The organism is Cyclobacterium sp. 1_MG-2023, assembly GCF_030546805.1.
Taxonomy (GTDB): Bacteria; Bacteroidota; Bacteroidia; order Cytophagales; family Cyclobacteriaceae; genus Cyclobacterium.
Genome location: NZ_JAUOPC010000014.1, coordinates 118,707 through 145,136, shown reverse-complemented (window position 1 = coordinate 145,136; position 26,430 = coordinate 118,707). Strand labels below are relative to the sequence as shown.

Below are 26,430 nucleotides of genomic sequence, written 5' to 3'. Positions count from 1 at the left end.
AATGAATGAGGTGTACATAACCGCAATGGGTACCTACCTGCCCAATCAGCCTGTTTCAAATGAAGAAATAGAAGATTTTCTGGGAAGAATTGATGGAAAGGAGAGTAGGGTAAAGAATAGGATACTGAGACAAAATGGAATCAAAACAAGGCATTATGCCTTAAATAAAGCGCAAGAAACCACCCATTCCAATGCTGAATTGGCTGTAAATGCAATTAATAATGCCTTAACAAGAAGTAATTTAAAGTCCTCGGATGTGGAATTATTGTGTACGGGTACCAGCCAAGGAGATTTGCCCATACCGGGTTTTGCCAGTATGGTACATGCAGGATTAGCCTTTAATCGCTGTGAATTGGCCGGTTTTCAAAGTGTTTGTGCCAGTGGAGTAATGGCATTAAAGAATGCATTTGCTCAGATCAGAAGTGAGCAAAAACAGAATGCAGTTTGCGTGGGCAGTGAGCTGCCAAGCAGGATGTTTAAGGCTTCAAGGTTCGATGCTCAAGGGGTACAATCCTTGCCTTTTGATGCAGAATTTTTACGTTGGATGCTTTCTGATGGGGCAGGGGCTTTTGTCTTGCAAAACAAGGAAAACCTAAAAGGACTTTCTTTAAGAATTGATTGGATCGACATGAAGTCATTTGCCAATGAATTCCCACTTTGCATGTATACCGGAAAAACTGATAACAAAGATGAGGCAGAGAAAACCTGGCTTGATTACCCAAGTTATGAGGAAGCTTCCAAAGCCGGGGCAATCAATTTGCATCAAGATACACGGCTATTAGACAAGCTCATAAAGACAGGTGTGGCCCACTATTTTGAGTTAATCGATCAGGGTAAAGTAAAGGTTTCGGAAGTGGATTGGCTTTGTTGCCATTACTCTTCGGAGGTTTTTAAGGACAGCATTAAGGAATTAATGCAAAAAGGCGGTGGAGCCATTGCCGATGAAAAATGGTTTAGCAATCTTAGAGAAAAAGGGAATACAGGCTCGGCTTCTATTTTTATTATGGTAGAAGAATTGATGTATTCGGGAAAGTTGAAAAGGGGAGACAAAGTCCTTTGTATGGTGCCGGAAAGCGGGAGATTCATCACTTCTTTTATGCAATTTACGGTGGTTGGGAAAAGCGAAGAACCAAAAATATATCCTCCCAGAGAAATAGTACCTCCTGAGCTGATCATTGAAGCAAATGAAACTTCGGAATGGCTGATACGTAACCTAGCTCGGGTATGGATTGACTTTGAAACGGCTTTATTGAAAGTGCCTATTGTGGCCAAAATACACGATGGAAGTTTGAGTATGGCTGATTATAAGCTATTGTTGACAGACCTTAGGCAACAGGTTATTGATGGCTCCCAGTGGATATCCAGGGCTGCCTCCAATATTGACATTGATTTATTTGACTTGCGTTCTGCCTTTATTAAACATACGGCTACCGAGCACAAGGATTACCAGATGCTAGAAAGAAACTTCGAGGCTTTGGGAGAAAACCCGGAAACCATAAGGTCTGGTGAAAAAAATATTGGAACAGTAGCCTTGACTTCTTTTATGTTTCAACAGGCGAGTAAGGCCAACCCGATAGATTTGTTAGGGTCAATGTTTATTATTGAAGGAATAGGCAAACGTCTGGCGGGCTATTGGGGAAAATTGATGCAAGACCAGCTGCAACTGAAAAACAGCCAGGTCTCTTTTTTTACCTACCATGGGACTGCGGATGAAAATCATTTTCACAACCTGGAAGAGGCTTTGAATCATCCCAAAATGAATATGGAAGTAGCCAAAAAGATTGTGAAAACAGCCAAGATAACGGCGAAATTATACCGCATGCAATTGGAGGAATTGGGGAATTATTAGGGAGCAATATGAAAGACAATATATTAGATTTATCGCAACATGACGAGCGAGATCCCAACCCCTGGTTGGCCTTGTTTCTGGATGACAGCATCCCGATTAACCAAAGGACTAAGCTGGTATTGATGAGAGACAATTCTTCAAAATCCGTAAGGTATTTGTTGCCTTTTATCGAGGTGGGATCCAAGATCAGCATGTTTTTCATTCATATTTTTAAGTTTTTCTTTCCCAAACTTATCAATTCATCAAAGATCCTTCACAGGGTTTTGGCCTGGGGACTCAAGCATTTTGTTAGTCCGGATGCCAATTTGTTAATTTTCAGGCATTTTCATATAGGTACCGAAATCCTGCAATTTATTGCCGGAAATATCCCCAATGTAGAAATTGTGGGAAGCCCTCTCAAGCCCAAAGATTTTGAGGATGTAAAAGACGATCTGTTTTTAAAGCATGACCTAAACTTATACAATTTTGTCATCCGATTGAATCGACAATTAAAGGAGAAAAACATTACTATCGGTCCGCCGGAGCAGCTAAATCTCAGCATGATCACTGAAGATCAATTTGACCATATTGACTTTCCGGACAAGTGGACTAATATTTTGGACTTGAGATCTGCCATTGAGCTTTTCACTCCTTTTTATCAACTCTTCCTTACTTCCAATGATTTTATCAGGGCTTCCAATTCATTGCAATTGGACGAAACCATTGCCATTTATGCCTCTCAAATACTTGGCACACCCGGGCATCTCGGCTTAATCAATAACAAACATCCCATGGTTCCTGTGACCACCTATAGTGCTGCTTACCGTTTGGTACTTCACGGCCTTGCCGCAGAAACACTACATGAGGTGCTGGTGAAAATGAAGCTAAATAAGGGTGCTGATGGAGTAGTAATGCCAAAAAAATAGCGAAAGGTTAGCCACTTGCAACGGGAAATACCTTTGCAAGCGACTAGTCTTCTGATTGCTGAGTTGTTTTTGGAATAAAAATCCTTTTTACTCAGCTATTTTTATTATTGTTCTACCTTTTAATTTACCCTGTAGGATCAAGGCTATTTTTTCCGGAAGTGAAGCCAAAGTTATTTCATCGTAGGCTTCAGAAAGCTGAGAAGGTTTCCACTCTTCAGCCAGTTTATTCCAAACCTGTTCTCTATAGCTCATAGGATAATTCTGCGAATCAATCCCTATAAGTGAGATCCCTCTTAAAATAAAAGGAAAAACGGTTAGGTTGAGCTTTGGTGAGGCCACATTGCCGCAGCAAGTGATTGCCCCCATAGGAACTGTAGATTTAATAATGTTCTCGAGGATCACACCCCCAACGGTATCTATTCCTCCTGCGTAAGCAGGTTTCAACAATGGTCGTTTGTCTAAATTTTCGAAGTCGGTTCGGAGAATAATTTCTTGGGCTCCCAGCTTCATCAAATAGTCTCTTTCATGCTCCTTGCCTGTGATGGCGACCACAGTATATCCCAGTTTAGAAAGTATGGCTACACTCAAGGCGCCTACTCCTCCGGAAGCTCCTGAAACAAGGATTTTGCCATCTTCAGGCTTTACCAATTCTGTAAGCCGCAATACTGACATCTCTGCGGTAAGGCCTGCTGTCCCATAAATCATGGCTTCTTTCATGCTCAGGTGTTGAGGTAATTTTACCGCCCAGGCTGCAGGAACGCGAATGTATTCACTGAATCCTCCGGAAGTGTTCATCCCCAAGTCATAGCTGGTAACGATCACTTTATCACCTTCATTAAAAGCAACATTTTCGGATTTAGCAACCACCCCTACCGCATCAATGCCCGGGGTATGCGGGAAATTTCTTGTAACGCCCTTATTCCCTGAAGCCGAAAGGGCATCCTTATAATTAAGGGAGGAATAGGAAACTTTGATTAGTAAATCCCCTTCGGGTAAGGACTCAATATTTCTTGTTTTAATGGATCCGTTAAATTCTCCATCATTCTCTTCAACAACAAAGGCTTTAAATTCTTGATCATTCATACGTAGCTGTTTTTATTTGATGCTATTTCAGGCGTTCCCCACAAATTTTATGCCTTATGTACTCTGCCTGACATTTCGCCATGGGGCTCCATAAGAACTAAAAAATAGGTGTTATTTTGGACCAATTAACTCATGCTTTTTTCCCATTTCCATCCATCATTTTTAACTAGGCTGGCAATAAAGGCTCTTCTATCTTTAAGGGTAGCTAAGCGGAGTTTTGCTGTTTCTTTAGAAACTTGATTGGTTAATGATTCCAATTTACTTTGGTAAGGAAAGTCAGGGACTGTTTCAGTTTTGAATGAATAAGAATTTTTTGTCACTTTTAAATATTTGTTCATGGCCTTTCGTAGGTTATTCCAAATATAAGCCTTGTCTGACTGATCAATATTGTAAACTTCCTGAATACTCAAGGCTTCATCCAACTTGGCAAGGTTGAGTTGGGGAGAATATTTTGGATTTTCTGAATGGAAATACAACAATACAGGATATGCCAATTGTTGTTCGCATTGCATAAGAATCATGGGGTACAAATCTTTGAATTGCTCATGCAATATATTAAAATCAGTTCCATTCCATCCGTTTGAGATTATTTCGGTAGGGGTATCTCCGAGATTTGCAATATAAGTGGCCAACATGCGCTGCTTCACCACCGCATTCATGAGTGGAATAAAATAAGAAATGGCTATGGATAGTAAAAACATACCATTTAAACCCGTAAAATTCGAAATAATACGCCAGAAATCGTTCCCGGTTTTCAAGTCGCCATTGCCGAGAGAAGTTAGTGTATAGCCAACATAATAAAATTTTGCGGTGATGCTTGCAGGCAGTTCCGTAGATGTTTCTACAATTGAGTGGACATATGAATTGTAAATGAGCCCATATCCAATCATAAGCAGCACCGCCCAAAGAGAAAATAAAGTCACGACAATTAATGGGCCTACATTGCTCAAAATGGATACCCGAGAAAATTTTCCTGAAATAAAAACACTCGTTCGCCAAACATTTCTTGCAACAAAATTCGAAATTTTACTTCCACCATTTATTCGGAGAATGGTGGACAATGCATCCATATTTGTTACAATAACGATTAGTATTCCAATTAATAGTATGATAATGTTCATTGATAGTTTCCGTTTAATTCACAATGTTTTGTTGCCGGCCCATGCCGGATTGCCACCATCGCCAATCCTTTAGCATCGTTAATCTTCAACTTTCTTGGGTTTAGAGGTTTAGGATTAACTTTTATTGGTAATAGATTGTTTAGACTGGGACTTCCGGAGTTTTATTTAGAAAATCTCTTCCAGCAAAAATTCTTCCAGAAATAGTGACAGGCCGGCCTAAAAAACATTACAAACAATTATTAAGCCTATTGTGAGGCCTTATTCAATGGACATCAATAGTTAAGGGTCGCATAAGGTGGAATTAATAAAATAATTAAGCTTTGAAAATGGGGAACTATAATTGTTCTATGAGTCAATAGGCATTTGATCAGCCTCTACCAATATATGGCATACCATTGGCCATGATGGTCATAAAGGGAATGTTGGCAGCCGGGGGAAGGCCGGCCATATAGACGATTGCTTTTCCAATTTCATTGACATCCATGGTCGGTTCGATCTTTTTGGAACCATCTGCTTGTAGCGTACCTTCTTCCATTTTCTTGGTCATGTCACTTTTTGCATTGCCAATGTCGATCTGTCCACAAGTAATGTTTTGATCTCTTCCGTCGAGGATAGTGGATTGCGTTAGGCCGGTTACGGCATGTTTGCTAGCCGTGTAAGCCACAGACATAGGCCTTGGTGTATGAGCAGAAATAGAACCATTATTAATGATGCGTCCACCTTTTGGCTCTTGTTTCTTCATCAGTTTAAAGGCTTGCTGTGTACAAAGAAAAGCTCCGGTCAGGTTGGTGTCCACTACCTTTTTCCAATCATCAAAACTCAGTTCTTCCAATGGGATGGCAGGAGCATTTACTCCGGCATTGTTGAACAATAAGTCTAATCGCCCATACTTTTCTTGTGTTTTTTCAAACAAAGCTTTGACACTTTCCGGAGAGGTAATGTCTGCAGGGAAGATCAAGTGGTCGTTTTTGATACAAAGACCGGCTGTTTCTTTAAGGCTTGCTTCTCTCCTGCCGGTTAATATAAGGGTCCAATTGTCCTTAGCCAAAGCTTGCGCTACGGCCCTTCCAATGCCTGAACCCGCTCCGGTAATTAATGCCGTTTTTATTGTGCTTTCCATCGTTGAGTTTATTTTTCAGGTACCTGAATATTTTCTTCTTGAATATAATTGGTAATGATTTCTATAGTGTTTTTATCTGCAGTGAAGCCCAAGGCATCCGCTTTTTTGGTGTCGAAATTTGGTGGCCAGGTAAGGACAATGCTTTGCAAGAAGGCATCAGGTTGATAAGATATTAGCTCCGTAATACCTTTATGTGTGACTTGCTCCAGACTATCGATCATTTCCTGCACCGTGACAGTTATGCCGGGGAGATTTATGGTGCGATCCTCTCCAATGCTTTTTGCCGGTAGTTGGGCTGCATGAATAAAGTTATGGACCACTTGCTTGGGTGAAAGAATCCAAAAAGGGGAGGAAGGTGCAACGGGGTAGCTGGTAGGCTTGCCGTTCAATGGTTCTCGTATGATACTGCTTAGAAAAGAAGAAGTTGCAGCATTTGGTTTGCCGGGCCTTACGGTGATGGTAGGCAATCTAAGGCACCTGGCATCCACAAAACCGCGCCTGCTAAAATCATTCATTAAAAGATCAACTATTGCTTTTTGTGTGCCATAGGAACTCTTTGGTTTGGGGGCTGTTTCTTCGGTGAGCACTTGGTTTACATCTCCCCCAAATATTCCACATGAGCTGGCAAATACGATCTTTGGGCAATAGGCCAATTCCCTGCATTTTTCCAGTAAATGTAAGCTGCCATGTAAGTTTACTCGCATGCCCAAGTCAAAGTTTTTTTCAGCTTCACCACTGACCACTGCTGCCAGATGGAAGATTAGGTCAGGTTTTTTTATCAAAAGTGGGGTTATAACAGAGGGGTCGCTAAAATCCCCCTCAATGCATTTGAATCCTGGGTTTTGGGTGATTTTTTCCGGAAAAAATCGGTCTATCAGGGTGATTTTCCCCTTGGATTGGGGCTGCTTTTGCAGCCATTCCAATGCTAGTCTGCTGCCAATAAATCCGCCGCCTCCTATAATTAGTACATTCATGTATTTGGGTTTATATTTAGACAAAAGGGAATATATAAGAAAGTAACCATACCTGTGCCATGCCAAGCAAAGAAATGGATGCGAGCAGGAAGGTCCATGTTTTGAGGGCTTCTTTTTCGGTCATCCCACTCATTCTTGCCACCACCCAAAAGGCACTGTCATTCATCCAAGAAATAAATAATGAACCAAATCCCATGGCCATTAATAAATAAACGGGATGAAACCCTAAAGCTTGGCCATCTCCAATCAAGGCAGACATAATGGCTACACTGGATATCATGGCTACAGTCCCGGAGCCTTGGGCTGTTTTCAGCACTGCCGAAATAAGCCAGGCAAGAGGAATAAAGTGCAAAGGGAAATTTTCTGTAGCCATTCCAATTGCCTCTCCTATGCCACTATTATTGATCATGGCACCATAGGCACCGCCGGCACTGGTAATAAGAATGATTACCCCTCCAATTTCCAAGGGTTTACCTAATTTTGCCCACAATTCTCCGGAGGCCATTTTTTCAGATTTAGCCCAAAGGTAGAGGGCTGCCCCTGCTCCGGCAGCCATGGCCAAATTTTTATTTCCCAGAAAGACCAACCACTCAGGGACATTGCCAGTAAGTACTTGAACCATTGTTCCTGAACCTATCATCAGGATGGGTAAAACAATAGGTGCAAGTGCCCAAAACATAGAGATTTCTGAAGCATCTCCGGTTTTTTCAGGCAATTTAATCCGGATAGGTACCACCATTCTTTTATTGATCCTCTTGCCCAATAATATAACCAGAATTGCTGGGGCGATTCCTAAAATAATTCCGGAGAGAATCACCGTCCCCAAGGGTATTCCCAAACTTTCGGCCATGATTAAAGGGCCGGGAGTGGGAGGGACAATGCTGTGAGTAATGGCAGCACCTCCTCCGATGGCCATTACATACAGGATATAATTTTTGCCGGTTTTAAGGGCCAGACTAATGCCCAAGGGGATAAGTAGGAAAAAAACAGTATCCAAGAACACTGGAATTGAAAGCAAAAAGGCGGCGATAAGCAAGGCCAATGCAGCTTGTTTTTCCCCAAGTTTTTTTAACAGTTGGGTGACTATTTTTTCTGCTGCCCCGCTTTCAAGCATGGCAGTGCCTATGATGGCTGCCAAGGCAATAACCCAAGCAATTTTTCCTGCCATTATACCAAAGGCGATCATGGGTTCATCCAGGGCAGCGACAATTCCCTTACTTTCCATAAGGTTTGGCGTCACTAGGCCCACATATACTGCTGCCACTACTAGGGCGACGAAAGGATGAAATCTCCAGCGAGACACCAATACTACTACCAAAGCAATACTTGTCAATAGAATGGCAAATGGCCAATATTCAGCATTATAAATTGATTCCATACTTTAAATAAGGCAAAATATTCTGGATTTTAATGCCTAGGCATTTTTAATTCGAGTTTTTGCAACAAAGATTTTCATATTTTTTATAAAAGTCGTTTGTTTACTCGATGCTGATGGTTTACATTAGAAAAAAAATATTGCTTTAATTTTAGATGTTTAGTTTTTGATCGGATAAGAATGGAAGAAGGTAAAGAGGAGGATAAAATAAGAAGGGCTTTTAAGGAGAAAGACTGGGCCGAGATAAAGAGTGCAGATTCTTGGGTAATTTTTAAAGTCATCAGTGAATTTGTGGAGGGGTTTGAAAAGCTAGCCAAGATAGGACCTTGTGTTACTATCTTTGGTTCTGCAAGGACAAAATCAGACCACCCAAATTATAAGTCTGCAGAAGCCATTGCAGCCAAGCTTGTCAGGCATGGCTATGGGGTAATTACCGGGGGTGGGCCTGGAATTATGGAAGCAGGAAATAAAGGAGCGCATTCTGAAAATGGAAAGTCTGTAGGATTAAACATAGTTTTGCCTTTCGAGCAGTTCAATAACGTTTATATAGACCCGGACAAGCTCATTACTTTTGATTACTTTTTTGTTCGCAAGGTAATGTTTACCAAATATTCCCAAGGCTTCGTGGTATTACCCGGTGGCTTTGGAACTATGGATGAATTGTTTGAAGCCCTGACGCTTATTCAGACCAAGAAAATAGGTCGTTTTCCTATAGTGTTGGTAGGAAGAGTTTATTGGGAAGGGTTGATTGAGTGGATAAAAACCACCATGCTTGATTCCTTTGAGAACATTAGCAAGGAAGACCTAGACCTTTTTGTCTTGGTCGATACTGCCGATGAAGCTGTCAGTGCAATTGACGAATTTTATAACAAGTACTTACTTTCTCCAAATTATTAATCCATTGAAAAAGAAGCATATTTACAATTTATACTTCCTGGTTGCTTTGCAATTTGTGATTATTGGTTTTTTGTTATACCAAAGCAAGGAGGAAAAAACACAATTGCCTGCAATTGAAGGGGAAGCTGCAACTTTGCGCGCGGGAGAAGCGAGGAGTAAGCCACGGGTGAAAATATTTGATCTTCCTGAAAAGCCGGAATTTGCCGGAGAGAAAGTACCTGTTGAGCAACCTGATGTTTTTGAAAGGTTTGAGCGTGAAGTTTATGTCAATGCTTATTGGGAATCCAATGCCTTATTGATGCTAAAGCGATCAGGGAAATATTTTCCATTTATAGAAAAGACTTTAGAGGAAAATGGGATTCCTGACGACTTTAAATATGTGGCCATCATTGAGTCCGGACTGCTAAATGTTACTTCTCCTGCCGGTGCTAAAGGATTTTGGCAGTTTATGAGGGGAACCGCAGGAGATTTCGGCTTGGAGGTTAATCGCTATGTAGATGAAAGGTACCACTTCGAAAAGGCAACCATTGCCGCTTGTAAATACATCAGAGCAGCCTATGGGAAGTTCGGCAATTGGACAAGTGTAGCGGCCAGCTATAATCTAGGTATGGCAGGAATCGCGCGTAGGAAAAACCAACAGTTAAGTCCTGATTATTATAACCTTTACCTGAATGAAGAAACCAGCAGGTATATTTTCAGAATTTTAGCCATGAAGGAAATCTTCGAAAATCAAGCCAAATATGGTTTTGAACTTCAAAAGGAAGACCTGTATTCCTTGCCACCTTTGAGGGAAATAGAGGTTAACGAAAGTATCGATAACCTTGCTTCATGGGCTGTTGAGCACAAGAGCAACTATAAGGAAGTTAAAATCTACAACCCTTGGTTGATCAATACAAAACTCAACGTAAGAAAAGGGAGTAAATATGTCATAAAATTACCTATGTAAAAACCTTTTCTTAAGGAATTGGTTTTTATTCTTAACTTGAATGGAATAAAAACCTACTGTATGAAAAAACCTGTCATTATTACCTTTGCTATTGGGCTAGTTTTGCTTGGTTTTTTCTATTTACTGCCTATACTGGTCAATAATTACCTCAATAAAAACGCGGAAACAATTGTAAGCAATATGATTGTCCGCACCAATGATTTTGCCGGACATGAAGTTAATTTTGGTAAAATCAGCTTGGATTATAATTATCAAGGGACCTATTTGAAAATGGACTCGGTCCATATTTATCCCGGAGAGAAATTAAAGGAGGAAAATAAAATAAAATTCAATCTTTCTTTCAAAGAGGCCAGTCTCACCGGTTTTCAATGGGTAGATTTTTTATTCTATAATAGCATTCACCTGGACTCAGCCTATATAGCGGAAGTTATTTTGGAAACCTTGACGCCTGATTTGGAAGAAATTACCGATAAAATGGAACAGGGGAAGGGTAAACAAGGGGAGAATTACAAGAAGATTAGCCTCAATCATTTTAGGGTCAATCAAGCTTACTTTCAAAACAAAGACAGTAAAACAGATTCCACCCGATTGTTGATCAATGACCTTTTTATTTTTGCAGATGGTTTTAGCCTCACTGATCAGGATCTCGAGAGTCAGCAAGCCTTATTTTCAGTAGACAATATTGAAGGGTATCTTGAGGATGTTCAGTTGCATGTCAATGATTATATCAATGTGGTAGAGGCCAAGGAACTATCCTTTAATACCAGCGAACAAAAATTGAGTATTGAACAGATAGGTTTTAACAACAAGCTTAGAAAGTATTCTTATATCAACCGCTTTGTGAAAGAAACCAATTGGATGGAATTTAATGATGCGAGGTTGGAGATCTTGGGAATGGATTTTCAATCCTATTTTAGGCAAGGAGTAATAGTGGCCGATGAGCTGCAATTGGATCATTTAAACCTAGAAGTTTTTAGGGATAAACGAAAGGTTGAAGACACCTCCAAAAGGCCAAAAATGATTCATGAGATTATTCATGAATTGCCAAAAAGTATTTGGTTGAAAGAGATAAATTTTGAAAACATGAAGATTACGTATCAGGAAAGACCTGATACAAAAGCACCTTCTTCGGGAAAAATATTCTTTGACCAAGTCAATGGAGAGATTTTGGGATTTACCAATTTTGAAGATAAGCTTGCTCAGAATGACACCTTAAAAATTTTAGCCAAGGGTAGGTTAATGGGGGAAGGGCAAATCGATATGCAGGCAGATTACCTGATCAATAATGAAGAAGGGAAATTCTTTATCAAAGGGAATATTGGGGAAATGAACCTGACAAGTCTAAACAACATGATAATGCCGGCCACCAGGGTGGCTCTAAAAGGGGGAAGGTTAGACAATTTATATTTTAATATTGTGGCGGATGAATTTGACGGGACAGGGGATGTTATTGCCAAATATCACAATCTTGAAATAGAAATTTTGGACAAAAATTATAAACGGAATAGAAATATTTTTAGGGATATTGGGGCTTTTCTGGCCAACAAAATTGTGGTCAGAACCGATAATCCACAAAAATCCGGTGACTTACAAAAAGGAGAAGTCTATTTTCGTAGAGAAAAGCACAAGTTTATTTTTCATTATTGGTGGAACCTAATATTGAGTGGGCTGAAATCTACCATCACAGGTGACAGTGAACAGGAGCTTAGAGACAAGGCTGCCAATTAGTTCCTTTTCAAAAAAATGAACCATTTGCCTAATTTTAGGTTTATCTTAGTTATGCTCTTTTTTGCCGATCCTAATTCATGTTTAAAATTAAGAGTTGGCTTAAAAAGGTTGTAAATTGTGCTGCCTCATTTGAAAACGAGTGGCAGTGTTGAGGGGCAATTGAAAATCGCCTCGGGCTAAATTTGTATTTAGCAACAATTAGAATAGTTATTGCTTAAATTTAGGCTAAACCAGTTAAAGAGAAAACCTATACAATGTCAGTAGAAAATCAACCTTCTCAAGAACATATTGAAATATATGGGGCCAGAGAACATAATCTCAAGAACCTCGATCTTACTTTACCCAGAAATAAATTAGTGGTCATTACAGGCTTAAGTGGTAGTGGCAAAAGCTCACTGGCTTTTGATACCATATACGCCGAAGGTCAAAGGCGTTATATGGAAAGCTTTTCTGCCTATGCCAGGTCTTTTTTAGGCGGTATGGAAAGGCCTGATGTGGATAAAATCAACGGACTATCTCCGGTGATATCCATCGAGCAAAAAACGACTTCAAAAAATCCACGATCTACGGTTGGGACGGTAACCGAGATTTATGATTTTATGCGGCTTTTGTATGCCAGATCTGGGGAAGCCTATTCTTACCTTTCCGGCGAAAAAATGGTTCGTCAAACCGAAGATCAAATCATTGATCAAATCTTCAATAACTTTTTGAATAAAAAGCTTTCCATTCTTGCACCGGTTGTAAAGGGCAGGAAGGGTCATTACCGGGAATTGTTTGAACAAATCCGAAAAATGGGTTATTCAAAAGTGCGGATTGACGGTGAGATGGTTGATCTTGCGCCTAAAATGCAAGTAGATCGGTACAAGATTCATGACATTGAAATTGTGGTAGACAGGGTGCTTGCAGAGGAAAGTGACCGATACAGGATATCACAATCCCTAAAAACCGCCTTGCAACATGGCAAAGGAGTGATGATGTTGCTTGATGAGGAGGGCAATATTCATCATTTTTCTAAGTACCTGATGGATCCCCATACTGGTTTAAGTTATGATGAGCCGGCGCCCAATTCTTTTTCCTTCAACAGCCCTTATGGAGCTTGCCCTACCTGTAACGGTTTGGGAGTTATTGAAGAAATCACCCAGCAAAGCGTCATACCTGACCCTTCATTAAGCATCAGTAGGGGAGGAATTGCACCTTTGGGTGAGTATAGAGACATTTGGATATTCAAGAAAATAGATGCCATACTGAAGCGATACAAAGGCAGTTTGGCTACTCCCATAGAAAAATTGGATGAAAAAGTCATTCAAACCCTTTTGTATGGAGATAAAATGGAGGTTGCAGTTGATTCTGTGAAATATCCCGGAACGAAGTGGAACACTACCTTTGAAGGGATTTTAAATTTTCTTCAAAAGCAGAAGGAAGGAGGATCCGATAAAATTCAAAAATGGATTTCCGATTTCACCACCACCCGTACCTGTCCTGACTGTGAAGGTTACAGGTTAAAGAAAGAGGCCCTTCATTTTAAAATTGCGGAAAAACATATTGGAGAACTAGCCCTCATGGATATAACCACTTTGGGAGAATGGTTTGAGAATATTGAGGAGCGAATGACGGAGCGCCAAAAAATTATTGGTGTTGAGGTACTGAAAGAAATCAGGAAAAGAATAGGGTTCTTATTGGATATAGGCCTGAATTACCTCTCACTCAATCGACCTTTGAGAACCTTGTCCGGTGGGGAAGCCCAGAGGATTCGACTGGCCACACAAATAGGGACCCAGCTTGTAGGGGTTTTGTATATTTTGGATGAGCCAAGCATAGGCTTGCACCAGAGAGATAATGTGAAATTAACCCATGCCCTAAAAGATTTAAGAGACCTTGGCAACTCGGTCATTGTGGTGGAACATGATAGGGACATGATGATGGACGCAGATTATGTTTTGGACATTGGCCCGGGAGCAGGTCGTCATGGTGGACAAATTGTTGCCAGTGGAACGCCACAGGAAATTTTGGTCTCGGATAGCCTCACTGCCCAATACCTTAATGGGGAGTTAAGCATACCTATTCCTGAAAAAAGGAGAAAAGGTACCGGAAAGAAACTTAAATTGAAAGGGGCGAATGGGAATAACCTGAAAAATGTAAACTTGGAAATACCACTTGGAACCATGGTTTGTGTTACCGGAGTTTCAGGCTCGGGCAAAAGTTCTCTGATTCATGAGACGCTCTACCCTTTGCTTAACAGGCAGTTTTACAACTCCAAAAAGGAACCTTTGCCTTATAAAGAGATAACCGGTTTGGAGCATTTGGATAAGGTGATTGAAGTGGATCAATCTCCTATTGGGAGGACGCCAAGATCCAATCCGGCGACTTATACAGGGGTATTTACTGACATCAGGGCCTTGTTTACAGACTTGCCTGAATCTAAGATTAGGGGGTACAAGCCAGGAAGGTTTTCTTTTAATGTAAAGGGCGGTCGTTGCGAAGATTGTGAAGGTGGAGGAATGAAGCTGATTGAAATGGATTTTCTTCCGGATGTCCATATTCCCTGTGAAACCTGTAAAGGCAAACGCTATAACCGGGAGACTTTGGAAGTAAGGTTCAAGGGCAAATCTATTGCTGATGTGCTGGACATGACTGTGGAACAAGCCGTGGAGTTTTTTGAGCACATCCCCAAGATCTTGAGAAAAATCCAAACCTTGCATGATGTAGGCTTGGATTATATAACCTTAGGCCAACATGCTACCACATTATCTGGAGGAGAAGCACAACGTGTGAAGTTGGCCACAGAGCTTTCCAAGAAAGATACCGGAAAAACCTTTTATATTTTGGATGAGCCCACTACGGGATTGCATTTCAAAGACATCGGATTGCTTTTGGGAGTGCTCCAACAATTGGTAGACAAAGGAAATACAGTGCTTATTATTGAGCACAATATGGATGTGATTAAGGTCGTGGATCATATTATAGACCTTGGCCCGGAGGGAGGAGAGAAAGGTGGAGAAATCCTTTTTAGCGGAACTCCCGAAAAAATGGCCAACCATCCCAGTAGTCATACCGCCAAGTTTTTAAAAGAAGAATTGAATAAGAGAGACCTAGTTCTGTAGCCCTAAGGAGACCTGATACCGTGTCTCTATTTTTTAGCCCTATCTAGCACTTTTTGCTAGTTAGGGCTAAACTTTTAATACCTTGGTTGATTGTACATTTTTAAGATGAAGGTGCCGATAATTGTACTGTTTGGTTGATGAAATTGAGGGGAATACTGAAGGTTTAGCCAAAAATCAACATTTTTTATTATTTATAAATGACTGAGTATTAAGCCTTGTTAACCCGTTTAGGATGAATTAGAGGGTTTTTTGTACCCAATGTTAAGAGAAGATTAATTCGCTGAATTTAATTTTAAAATTTCATAATTCACTTTTTTATACGGTGGTAGATTTTTGATTCAATTTTGTGCCTGAATCTAATTCAGAATTAAAATCTAATACCTAACCATGAAGAAATTATTTAATTGGATGACGATCGCTACATTAGCTGTTACTGTTTTAACAGCCTGTAACGAGGAGGACGACCCAAACAACCAAGTTGTTATTTCAGGAGTCCCAGCAACCGCAAGTGTAGAAGTTGAAGAAAGTATTGATCCTGTTTCTGTAAATATTACAGCAGCAGATGGATTAACCACTCTAGTTGTAAAAAAAGATGGAACTACAATAGAAACGATAAATTATAGTGGCGATGTATCTGCAGCATATAATTTCACGTATGAAGCCACCGAAGAAGATGCTGATAGTAATATAGTATTTGAGATTATTGCCACAGATAGTAATGGAGATACACAAACGTCTACATTTGTTGTTTCTGTAGGTGAGATTGCTTCCGTTATCAGAGTTGATGAAAACATTACAACTGATGTAGTGTGGGAAACAGGAAAAGTTTATGTGCTTGGAAGTAGAATTACAGTTACAGAAGGTGCTGAATTAACCATCCAACCGGGTGTGATTGTAAAAGGAGAAGCCGGATCAGGCGCTAATGCTACTGCCTTGGTTATCGCAAGAGGAGCTACCATTGAAGCTGAAGGTACTGCTGATCAACCTATTATTTTCACCTCAATAGCCGATGAGATTACACCGGGTATGATAGCAAGCCCTAACCTTGACCCTGATATTGATGGATTGTGGGGAGGATTATTGGTTCTAGGAAGAGCCCCTGGATCTTTTGCAGGTGATGTTTCAGAAGTACAAATAGAAGGTATACCACCTTCCGATACCAATGGACTACATGGTGGAGATGATCCGGAAGATTATTCAGGAAAACTTAAGTTCCTATCCATTAGACATGGTGGAGCCAATATTGGTGAAGGAAATGAAATCAATGGTTTGACTTTAGGATCAGTTGGTTCTGAAACTATCATTGAGAACATCGAAGTTATCGCTAACCAAGATGATGGAATCGAATGGTTCGGTGGAACTGTAGATGTAAAAAATGCTATAATCTGGAACGCTGGTGATGATGCTTTAGATACGGATATGGCATGGTCAGGAACCTTAGATAATTTCATTGTAATTAATGGAAGTTCTACAGACCATTCACTAGAAATTGATGGACCTGAAGGTTCTTTCAATGATAGTCATACCCTTCAAAACGGGATTATTGTAGGAAATGACGTTGCCGAGCTTGGCGATTTCAGAGATGGTGCTAGAGGTACTTTCAAAAATATCCTTTTCCAAGGTTTTGCTGACCCAGCCGAAACAGAAGGTAGAGGAGACCTATCCATTAGTGGAGACAAATCTCTTGAAAACTTTGATAATGGAATCCTTGTCTTTGAAAATCTTGAAGTGGTTTTAGCAGATGGTGTAGCACTTACCGATGTATTCAAAAACGGTACTGCGGCGCATGCGACAGCAGTAACTGCCGGAGCCAATACTGTAGGAGCTGATAAATCTGAATTCAGTGACTGGACTTGGTCTGCTGAAGCTGGAAACTTAGATAACCTATAATCAATACCAACCACTATTTTTTGAAAGGGATACGATACATCTCGTATCCCTTTCCAACTTTTTGATCGTATCGCTGTACTATTAAAAAAAAACAAAAAATGAAAAAATTAAACTATAGCTGGATCCTTATAGGTTTTCTGCTTTTGTCCTCCAATGTATTCGCCCAAAATGGGACAATTCGTGGGACTATCTATGATGAAGGAACCGGTGAGCCCTTATTTGGGGTGGCAGTATCTATTGTTGGTGCACAGTTAGGAGCTGTGACCGACTTTGATGGGGATTTTGAAATTGAACTTCCGGAAGGAGTTTATTCAATTCAGGCCTCTTTTATATCTTTCAATACCCTTCAATTGGAAGAAATCAAAGTAAATAAGGGTGAGGTTACCTTGCTCGATAACCTCAAAATGTCGGAATTCACTTCTGACCTTGAAACAGTTACCATTACGGCAGAGGCAATTAGAACCACTGAAGCAGCCCTCATGACCGTAAAAAGAAATGCTCCTCAATTAATGGATGGTATTTCTGCTGCCGCCTTCCGACAGATTGGAGATGGAGATGCAGCATCGGCCATCAAGCGGGTAACAGGTGTTTCCATAGAAGGTGGAAAGTATGTTTACATCCGTGGACTTGGAGACCGCTATACAAAAACCGTATTGAATGGAATGGATATTCCTGGCTTGGATCCGGATAGGAATACCATACAGATGGATATTTTTCCTACCAATATCATTGACAATATCATCGTTTCGAAATCATTTACTAGTAACCTATCGGCAGATTTTACCGGAGGGGTGGTAGACATAGAAACCAAGGATTTCCCTGAAGAAAAAACCATGCGTCTTTCTATCAGCGGTGGTTATAATCCTTCCATGCACTTTAATTCCGATTTTTTAACCACTGAAGGGAGTAGTACTGATTTTTTAGGTTTTGACAATGGATTCAGGGATATTCCTACCAAGGGAATTGCCGAAATACCGCAATATGCAGATGTAGTAGGCTACCCAAGCGGTGAGCAAGGTCAATTGTACCAAAGTATTTTGAGTGATTTCAATCCTACTTTTGGTGGAACGAAAAAGCAAAACCTTATGAATTACTCTTTGGGATTCTCCCTTGGAGATCAATTCAAGCATGGAGACAATACCTTTGGTTATAATTTTGCAATAACTTATAAAAACACCTCTGAATTTTATAAAGGTGCCGAATTTAACCTTTACGCCAAACCAAGAGAGTCAGATGAGACTGAATTGGAGCCTTTGGAAAGCTCAGTGGGTAATTATGGCGAGAGCAATGTATTGCTTGGAGGCTTATTTGGAGTAGCCTATAAAACCGATTATTCTAAATATAAACTCAACTTTATCCACCTGCAAAACGGATCTTCTAAGGTGGGTAACTTTGACTTTGTAAACACCAATCTAGGTGCGGAATTCGAGGCGGATCAATACAATATCGAATACAGCCAAAGGGCATTAACCAATTTGATGCTTAGTGGAGTACATTTCAGCAAAGATGGCGCCTGGGAATTGGATTGGAAAATTGCACCAACCTTATCTTCCATAGAGGATCCGGATGTAAGGGTACTAAGGTTCAGGGAACCTAACAAGACCATTTCATCTGAGGTTGGATTGCCCCAAAGAATTTGGAGGTCATTGGATGAACAAAACCTAGTTGGAAAGCTTGATCTTTCTAAAAACCATGTACTCTTTGGTGAGTCTGCCAAATTAAGATTTGGATCCTCATATGCCTATAAGCAGAGGGATTTCCTAATTCAAGACTTTCAGTTTGCCACGGGTAACTCTACCTTTACCGGAGATCCCAATCAGGTACTTATAGAAAGTAATTTGTTTTCCGAAGACAATAGAAATGGAATCAGGTACAGCCCTTTATTTATCCCAAACAATCCGAATAGCTATAATTCAAACTTGACCAATGTTGGATTGTATGTCCATAGTGAATTCAGTCCTTTTGAGAATCTTAAGGCAATTGTAGGCTTGAGAGCCGAGAAATTTGACCAATATTATACCGGTAGTAATCAGACACAAACCATTGTATATGACAACGAAAAGGTGATGGGAGATCTTGATCTTTTCCCTACCATTAACTTGATCAGGAGCATAAAAAAAAACCAGAACCTTCGATTTTCTTACTCAAGCACCATTGCTAGGCCTTCTTTTAAGGAAATGTCTTTTGCAGAAATTCTTGATCCAATCACCGGAAGGACTTTTATCGGTGGCTTATTTCAAGAGACAACCGATGGAGGAACTGAAGTATTATGGGATGGTAATCTAGAAGCCACAAGGATAAACAATTTTGATTTGAGATGGGAGCAATTCCTTTCAGGTGGTCAGATGTTCTCTGTAAGTGCATTTTATAAGACCTTTGACAAACCAATTGAGATGGTTCAGTTCCTTTCTGACCCCGGTGCCTTTCAACCAAGAAATGTTGGAAATGGAACCGTGGCCGGTATTGAATTAGAGCTGCGTAAGTCATTGGCTTTTCTGAGCCCTTCATTAGAAACTTTCTTCTTTAATTTTAATGGTACCCTTACGGAATCTAGAATTAAAATGTCAGAGGCAGAATTAAGATCCAGGGCACTTACCGCCAGAGAGGGAGAAACCATTGATGATACCAGAGATATGTCCGGTCAAGCTCCTTATATTATCAATACAGGGTTAAGCTATAACAATTATGTTTCAGGCATTGAAGCTGGCATATTTTATAACGTGCAAGGTTCTACACTGAATTATATCGGATTTGGAAATAGGACTGATACCTATACTGTTCCTTTCCATGCCGTTAATTTAAGCTTGAATAAAACTTTTGGAGCAAGTGAGAAAGTGAAGGCCGGAATTAATGTTCAAAACTTGCTCAACCAATCCAGAGAGGAAGTATTTAGGTCTTATGGCGCTGAAGATCAAATTTTCTCAAGCTTAAACCCAGGTACGCTTGTGAATGTTAACTTTTCATATGCCTTTTAATTCATTTCCATGAACAGCCTGAAAAGGTTCAAGAAAGCCTATTTTTTGGTACTGCGATAACAGATTAAACTTTTAATTGAGAGTATCCTTCCTTCGGGGAGGATATTTTTTTGTCTTTATGTTAAGAAATTGTTAACTTTAGTTAATTGTTACATAACATAGGTCTATGCAAAAGGCATTTCCGATATTCTTTTTCATAATAATGGTTGTCATTTTTCTTACCGCAACCACGGGAAAGGTTGTGGCCTTACCTGAAATAAATAATCCTTCGGATAACAATACCATGATTTTGTCTTGGCGTGCTCATAGTAGTGCTTTCAATAAGTTACATGACCAATTGAACGAGGACTTTTCTAGATATGGTAAGAGTAAAAAGATGCTTAAGAATATCTTTTACCGCTCTCACCAGGTTATTTTTTTAAGGTATGAGTTGTACAGTATGACTCAAGATACATTTGAATCAGGCGTATTTGATTGTGTGAGCGGTTCGCTGATCCTTGCTGGATTACTGGATTATTTCGGTTTTGATTTTAAAATTGTGGAGACTACTCATCATGTTTTTCTAGAGGTTGAGATAAGCGACGAAGTGGTATTGTTTGAAGTAACAGACCCTCTTGATGGTTTTATAATTGATAATGAATCTAAAAAAAATCATTTTGAATCTTTCAAATCAGAAAGAGGTAGTTTTAATCAAACGAATTTTCAAGTTATTTCATCAGAAGGAGAACCTGTTAATATTTATAGAAATGTAGGTATACAAGAACTTATTGGTTTACAATATTTTAATCAGGCGATTAAATATTACAATGGCCGAAATGAACTCCTTGCCTACCAGTTTAGTGTCTCAGCGTTAAAAATGTATAAGGCTGAAAGAATTGAAGGTTTTTCAGATTTTCTAAAGCAACGCTTGTCATTGTCCGCATTACGCTAGTATTTCCTGTAGGCTTTTTAAATAGTCTGTCTTTCCCGCCGTCGTCAGTGTTCTCCCGCCGTCGTCAGTGTCCCCACTGACGATTTTAATTATAATGATAACCCGTGAGTGGGGACACTCACGGGGGCGAAGAAAGAACCGGAACCCGCCGTTGTCAAGTCCTCATTGGCGATTCTTATTATGATGTATAGCCCGTGAGAGGGGACATTCACGGGGGCGAAAAGAATCGGTGGTCGTCAGGATCCCTACTGACGATTTTTATCATGATGATATCCCGGAATGGAGATACACACGGGGGCGAAAGAAGCCGTCGTCAGTGTCCTCTCGCCGTCGTCAGTGTCCCCACTAATAAATAAGAGTGGTTCACAGCGGTCCCCAACGTTGCTATACGCCTTTTCAAAAGGTGATAGTCCTTAGATCCTTTCTCCAATATGAATCAAAAAACCATACCTGTCTATTCCTTTTTCATAAAACTCATAAGACGAAAACCTGTAATCAACCGGGTCATCGACCAACATCCACTTTCCTTTGCATGGATTGTGATGGATATATTCCAATTTTTGGAAAACTACTAATGGGTTAATTATCTCAATTGGAAGAGAATCTCTTTGCCAGAAATTATGGGATCTATGTTGATCCCCCACTTCGAATCTTGATAAAAATTGAGGATTATCTTTCTTGAGGTCTTTTAAAAACCTATGGCTTGTGAATTTTAAAAAACTTGCATGAGGCATTTCCTTTCCATTCATTTCAATCAACTCCCAAATAAAATATATGTGGTTGGGCATGATTATGAAACCATAAACCTTGATGAGTCCTTTTTCGCTGAGGTATTTTAAGCTAGATAGAATCACTTCTTTGGGTTTTTTTGCTGCGAGCAAAGGGATCCAATCACGAATGGTTACTGTGAAAAAATATATCCTACCTAGTTCCATGACACTTAGTTTCCATCTAAATTAAAATGTGCAACTGTAAATTAATAACAATGTGGGATATTTCTTAGGTTAAGAGCTCGCTTTTATCAGCGTTTCTATTGTCAAAGGGCTAAAGAACCAGAACCAGTATTCGTCAGTGTGGTCAATGGCGATTTTAATTATAATGATAACCCGTGAGTGGAGACACGCACGGGGGCGAACGAAGCCGTCGTCAGTGTCCTCACTGACGACACTTATAAAAAGTACAAAAAAAATGCTTCCTAAGTTTATTAGGAAGCATTTTCAAGTGAGCTTTTACTTTTACTTTTCTTGCAACACATTACAATTATCGTAGGCTGGGTCGATATCTATAAAGACCTCTTCTTTGGCTAAAACAAACCAATTGGCAAGAATTTCTTCTTCTTTTTTCCTTCTTGCTGCTTCTTTTAGCTTTTCGTAATCATCAGAAATATTGGCCCTGTGGGCAGGGTAACGGTTTTTGTAATACAAAATCCTTACTCCGGGCTCCGATTGGCCTCTTTGATCCACATCATCAAATCTGATTGTGGGGGTGATGTCACCTATTTCCATACTGTCTAAGGTGAAAAAGAGGATAGGGTCTTCAAGCGTCCTAGAAGTCAGTCGGTTGGAACCTGTAGCAGGGTCAGTAAAAAAACCACCTGCATCTGAAGTTTCTCTATCGTCTGAATTTTCTTTGGCCGCTTTCGCAAATTCAATATTCCCATCTACAATCTCCTGCCTGAGGCTATCCAATTCTCGTTCTGCTTTAAGAAGATCTTCTTCAGAAGGAGTTGGCCTGATCAATATATGTCGGGAATTGAAAGTGTTTCCTCTTCGTTCAAGTAGTTGAATTAAATGGATACCAAAAACCGTCTCAACAGGATCAGAGATTTCTCCTTGCTTCAATTCAAAGGCTGTAGCCTCATACTGAGGAGCAAGTTCACCTCTCTTAAAAAATCCAAGGTCACCCCCCTGTGGGCCGGAGGGACCTTCAGAATATTGTCTTGCCATGGTAGCAAAATCAGCTTCTCCACTTAAAATTTTCGCCTTTATCTCAGCCAATTTATTATAAACTTTGTCCTTTTCGACTTGGCTAACTTCCGGTTTTTTTACGATCTGCCCTACGACCACTTCTGAAGAGAAAAATGGCAGTGAGTCTTTTGGTATAGAATTGTAAAACTTTCTTACATCGTTGGGAGATACCTGAAGGCCTTCAGTGATTACCCCCTGCATTTTTCCTACGACCAATTGTTCTTTAACAGCATCCTGGATTTCACTTTTTAATTGGTCTCCGGTTTTACCATAATTCTCAATCAACATTTCTTCATCTCCTCCAAACTGCTGGAGAACCATATTGAACCGCTGATCTGTCTGAATAATGACCTCGGCATCTGAGACGATTACCGAATCAATTTCTGCTTTCGCCATCATCATCTTATTGATTAGAAGGGATTCAAACACCTGACATTTGGTAGGCGCTTCAAAACCCTGTTGGGCTTGGGAAGAGGCCTCCAAATATGCCTTCTGCAGGTCAGACTCCAATATGATATAGTTATCAACTTTGGCGATAATTTTGTCTAGTACTTGTCCACTAGGCTTTTTTTCCTGCTTTTTTTCATCCGTTTCGGCCGCATCGCTTGTGTCTTGGGCCAATACAAGCTGAAACATGGAAAGACTGAGCAGTAAGAATAAGCTAAGGTTTTTGGTCCATTTATTCATATATGGTAAACTCATTGTTTTTAAGTGCATTGTTGTAAATATCTCTTTTTAATTTTTCGGCTATTTCTGCTCTCCTTTTATTAACAATAATCTTGGAAATCTCATCCTTCACAAACTCCAAGGGTGGGACCTGGTCTTGTAACCTGTATTCCAAAATTTTAAAATAATAGGCATAAGTTTCGTCATCCACATGGATCAATTTTTCATTTCTGATCAATTGTACATGATTGTTATTTTTGGTTAATGGTGTATTTAAAATTATATCGTCAAAGTTGATCCAAGTGGAGTCTTCCATAAAATAATTGTTTGCATACCGGATGGCAAAATCTTTAAGTTCTTGTTTTTTGCTTTCCTCATCACTATTGAGCAAACGCTCCAACTGTCGTCTTTGTGGCAAATCTTTTTCAAGCTTCACAAAGTTTGTTCGGACAATGATTTCCTTTAAAGCGAAGTTTTTATTGTTGTTTTGGTAATACTCTTCTATTTCTGCTTGGGTAACCTCTTTATTCAATTCTTCTTCCACGTAGTTTTTTTCATACTCATAAGCGATTAGGGCATACCTATAGTCCAGCAGTTTTCTGTTTATCTCAGCCTCATTTATGGTTAAGTTTTGACCCGCCTCTTTGATTACCAACTGCTTCTTTACCCAGCTTTGAATGTATCGGTTGACCAGTTCCGCAGAATCTAGATCGGGAGACATCTCTCTGCTAATATGGTCAATATCTGAATGGTACAGATTTGCATTACCTACCGTAGCCACAATCATATTGTCCGGGTCTTCTTCCTCATTTTTCATCTTGAATAAATCACAAGAAGACATGAAAAGCATAAGGCTTGCGGCCAGCAATGATTTATTGAACAAGTGATCGATATATTTTTTCCTTCTCATCCTCATTGATCTGGATGTTATAATTTTGTTTAAGTTCAGTAAGTAATTGTTTTTCTAAAAACTGTTGGTAATCCTGAATTAACTTTCCTCGAGTTTCTCCAAATTGCTTTTGCCTGGCAGGCAAGGTTTCTCCTAAAACGAGTAGAATGCTTTCATTATTTCGTTTCAGCTCATGAAACCTTTGCTCTAAATCTAGCCCGGTAAACAATTCATTTTTATCTATTTCGTAAATTTTTTGATTTACAGTAAAAAGCAATGGATTCTTTTCTAGGAATTTCACGTTTAGTTCATTGGATAAGCCCTCTGTAAGCGATTTTTCCTTTAGCCAATTGGCAACTTCTGATAGATCCTGTCCATTCTTTGAATGGAGTACTAGTGCTTTTACTCGTTTTTTCCAAAGGTATTGATCCCTGTTATTTTCAAAATAGGCCATCTGTCCCGCACTGTCTTCCAAAGCTTTTTGCCAAACTTCATTGTTCATCAACTCAAATAACAACATGCCATGCTTGTATTCATTGACTAATTGCCGGTATTCTAAGTTGTTTTCATAAATGTACTCTTCTTCCCATTTGGAGAAAAGGTGGGTAGTAAAATCGGCATAAACCTTATCAAAATTAGCCTTAAGAAAATTGCCCCCCTTTGGGTCTGAATTTTTAATAAATTCGATAAAATCTCCCAAGGTTGCCTCTTTCCAATCGGATTGAATAATTGGATGTATACTAGTTTTGCTCAGTGCCTCCAAGGCTTTATAAAGTTCAGCATTAGGGCTTCCCTTTAATTTGGTAAAGGTAGCTTTAAGATTAGCGATTAGTGGCCGATTTTCAACTGCTTTAAACTTAGCTTTTTGCATCGCCAAAACTTGCTCTTGAATCATTTTTGACCTGCTGTCTCTCAGAATACTAGACTTGATTTTAGGAAGAACCTCCTCAAAGGGCGGTACCGGTTTGAAACCTTCCAGACGAATGATATGGTAACCATAATTTGTCTTCACAGGGGCTGAGAAATCACCCTTCTTTTTTAATGAGAAGGCCGCCTGTTCAAATTCAGGGACTAAGGAACCCACTCCAAACCATGGAATCATTCCTTTATTCGCTTTGCTGGCATCATCTTCAGAATAGGTATTCACTAACTCGGGCCATATAGATGGCTCTGCAAGAAGGGATTGATGTATTTGGTTGATTTTATTTCGCGCAATTTGGTCTTCCTGATCTTCTTTATTTTCTCCTGAACGAATCAAAAGGTGTGAAACATGGAGTTGTCCGGGGTTGGGTCTGCGGTCTTCCAGTTTGATAATATGATAACCATAATCAGTTATGACAGGATCAGATATTTCTCCGGGGTTTAAATTGTAGGCTGCTTCTTCAAAGGGCAAGACCATTTGCAAGGCAGTAAAATATCCAAGGTCTCCTTTATTACTGCTCGCAGAAGGATCTTCAGAATAAGCTGCCGCCAGTTGGTGGAAATCAGCACCTGCTTCCGCTTCGGCCTTAACTTTCATTGCCATTTTATAGACGGCTATAGAATCGTCTTTAGATGCGTTTTGAGGAAACTTGAAAAGTATATGACTGGCCTTTACAATTTCTTGCATTCTGCTGTAGGCTTTCCTTAATTCACCTTCAGTCAGGGAATTTTCCAGAAGATAGGGTTTTTTCAACTCCTCCTTAAAAGCAGCGAATTCATCTTTAAAAGCTTCTGTTTGGTGCATGCCCAAATCCATGGCATGTTTCACTTTTAATTTGTAATCAACAAACAGTTCAAAATTTTGATCAAAATCCTCCTTGCTGATCGGCCTGTCCTCTTGTTGTCGGTTTTTATTTAGTACGTATAAAAATTCTTCAGAATAAGAGGCCTCATCATTAATTTTTAAAAGATAGTCCGACGGTAGATTTGTTTCCTTGATTAGATCAGGAACCGGAGAGGCACTTGCAAATAAAATTCCTACCAAAAGGAAATATATATGCTTCAAATTCATAGGACAATTGGAACAATTTA

General features: G+C 39.8%; 18 protein-coding genes. 9 read left to right on the top strand and 9 right to left on the bottom strand.

Annotation, left to right across the window (positions count from 1 at the left end; genetic code table 11):
• Nucleotide 1 precedes the first annotated feature (1 nt).
• Both Q4534_RS19980 and Q4534_RS19975 read left to right on the top strand, forming a co-directional pair.
• Nucleotides 2-1,849: a 3-oxoacyl-[acyl-carrier-protein] synthase III C-terminal domain-containing protein gene (locus tag Q4534_RS19980; RefSeq protein ID WP_303614922.1), complete on the top strand. Its 1,848-nt coding sequence runs from the start codon at nucleotides 2-4 to the stop codon at nucleotides 1,847-1,849.
• An 8-nt stretch (nucleotides 1,850-1,857) separates the two neighbouring features.
• Entirely contained in the window at nucleotides 1,858-2,754 is an 897-nt protein-coding gene (locus Q4534_RS19975) for a DUF6999 family protein (RefSeq protein WP_303614921.1), read from the top strand.
• Between the two features lie 87 nt (nucleotides 2,755-2,841).
• On the opposite strand, the gene Q4534_RS19970 is transcribed toward Q4534_RS19975, so the two are convergent.
• The 5 genes from Q4534_RS19970 to Q4534_RS19950 all read right to left on the bottom strand — a co-directional run bounded on the left by Q4534_RS19970 (nucleotide 2,842) and on the right by Q4534_RS19950 (nucleotide 8,430).
• Nucleotides 2,842-3,837 carry a YhdH/YhfP family quinone oxidoreductase gene (locus Q4534_RS19970; protein ID WP_303614920.1) on the bottom strand — a complete coding sequence of 332 codons (996 nt, stop codon included), beginning with the start codon at nucleotides 3,835-3,837 and terminating at the stop codon, nucleotides 2,842-2,844.
• Nucleotides 3,838-3,962: 125 nt separating this feature from the next.
• Nucleotides 3,963-4,958, bottom strand: a complete 996-nt coding sequence (locus Q4534_RS19965) for an ion channel (protein WP_303614919.1) — start codon at nucleotides 4,956-4,958, stop codon at nucleotides 3,963-3,965.
• A 367-nt stretch (nucleotides 4,959-5,325) separates the two neighbouring features.
• Entirely contained in the window at nucleotides 5,326-6,078 is a 753-nt protein-coding gene (locus Q4534_RS19960) for an SDR family oxidoreductase (protein WP_303614918.1), read from the bottom strand.
• Between the two features lie 8 nt (nucleotides 6,079-6,086).
• Entirely contained in the window at nucleotides 6,087-7,052 is a 966-nt protein-coding gene (denD, locus tag Q4534_RS19955) for a D-erythronate dehydrogenase (protein ID WP_303614917.1), read from the bottom strand.
• A 16-nt stretch (nucleotides 7,053-7,068) separates the two neighbouring features.
• Nucleotides 7,069-8,430, bottom strand: coding sequence for a GntP family permease (locus Q4534_RS19950; RefSeq protein WP_303614916.1), 1,362 nt, complete (start codon nucleotides 8,428-8,430; stop codon nucleotides 7,069-7,071).
• Nucleotides 8,431-8,607: 177 nt separating this feature from the next.
• Between Q4534_RS19950 and Q4534_RS19945 the strand changes: the two genes are divergently transcribed.
• The 7 genes from Q4534_RS19945 (at nucleotide 8,608) to Q4534_RS19915 (ending at nucleotide 20,895) form a co-directional block, all read left to right on the top strand.
• Nucleotides 8,608-9,324: a TIGR00730 family Rossman fold protein gene (locus Q4534_RS19945; RefSeq protein WP_303614915.1), complete on the top strand. Its 717-nt coding sequence runs from the start codon at nucleotides 8,608-8,610 to the stop codon at nucleotides 9,322-9,324.
• Nucleotides 9,325-9,328: 4 nt separating this feature from the next.
• On the top strand, nucleotides 9,329-10,270 hold the full coding sequence (locus Q4534_RS19940) for a lytic transglycosylase domain-containing protein (protein WP_303614914.1): 942 nt from the start codon (nucleotides 9,329-9,331) through the stop codon (nucleotides 10,268-10,270).
• Nucleotides 10,271-10,330: 60 nt separating this feature from the next.
• Nucleotides 10,331-11,998 (top strand): hypothetical protein, encoded by a 1,668-nt coding sequence (locus Q4534_RS19935; protein ID WP_303614913.1) that lies wholly within the window; start codon nucleotides 10,331-10,333, stop codon nucleotides 11,996-11,998.
• A 254-nt stretch (nucleotides 11,999-12,252) separates the two neighbouring features.
• A complete protein-coding gene (gene uvrA / locus Q4534_RS19930; RefSeq protein ID WP_303614912.1) occupies nucleotides 12,253-15,099 on the top strand; it encodes an excinuclease ABC subunit UvrA in 2,847 nt (948 codons plus the stop codon).
• A 387-nt stretch (nucleotides 15,100-15,486) separates the two neighbouring features.
• Complete coding sequence (locus tag Q4534_RS19925) at nucleotides 15,487-16,989, top strand: hypothetical protein (protein WP_303614911.1); 1,503 nt, start codon at nucleotides 15,487-15,489, stop codon at nucleotides 16,987-16,989.
• Between the two features lie 98 nt (nucleotides 16,990-17,087).
• Nucleotides 17,088-19,964 carry a TonB-dependent receptor gene (locus Q4534_RS19920; protein WP_303614910.1) on the top strand — a complete coding sequence of 959 codons (2,877 nt, stop codon included), beginning with the start codon at nucleotides 17,088-17,090 and terminating at the stop codon, nucleotides 19,962-19,964.
• 166 nt (nucleotides 19,965-20,130) lie between these two features.
• Nucleotides 20,131-20,895 (top strand): hypothetical protein, encoded by a 765-nt coding sequence (locus tag Q4534_RS19915; RefSeq protein ID WP_303614909.1) that lies wholly within the window; start codon nucleotides 20,131-20,133, stop codon nucleotides 20,893-20,895.
• Between the two features lie 413 nt (nucleotides 20,896-21,308).
• On the opposite strand, the gene Q4534_RS19910 is transcribed toward Q4534_RS19915, so the two are convergent.
• The 4 genes from Q4534_RS19910 to Q4534_RS19895 all read right to left on the bottom strand — a co-directional run bounded on the left by Q4534_RS19910 (nucleotide 21,309) and on the right by Q4534_RS19895 (nucleotide 26,410).
• The gene (locus Q4534_RS19910) at nucleotides 21,309-21,830 is read right to left on the bottom strand and encodes a transposase (protein ID WP_303614908.1); all 522 of its coding nucleotides are present in this window, start codon (nucleotides 21,828-21,830) and stop codon (nucleotides 21,309-21,311) included.
• A gap of 300 nt (nucleotides 21,831-22,130) precedes the next feature.
• On the bottom strand, nucleotides 22,131-23,564 hold the full coding sequence (locus Q4534_RS19905) for a peptidylprolyl isomerase (RefSeq protein ID WP_303614907.1): 1,434 nt from the start codon (nucleotides 23,562-23,564) through the stop codon (nucleotides 22,131-22,133).
• Nucleotides 23,542-24,438, bottom strand: coding sequence for a peptidyl-prolyl cis-trans isomerase (locus tag Q4534_RS19900; RefSeq protein WP_368509165.1), 897 nt, complete (start codon nucleotides 24,436-24,438; stop codon nucleotides 23,542-23,544). Before Q4534_RS19900 ends, Q4534_RS19905 begins: the two co-directional genes overlap by 23 nt.
• Entirely contained in the window at nucleotides 24,401-26,410 is a 2,010-nt protein-coding gene (locus Q4534_RS19895) for a peptidylprolyl isomerase (RefSeq protein WP_303614905.1), read from the bottom strand. Before Q4534_RS19895 ends, Q4534_RS19900 begins: the two co-directional genes overlap by 38 nt.
• Nucleotides 26,411-26,430 lie beyond the last annotated feature (20 nt).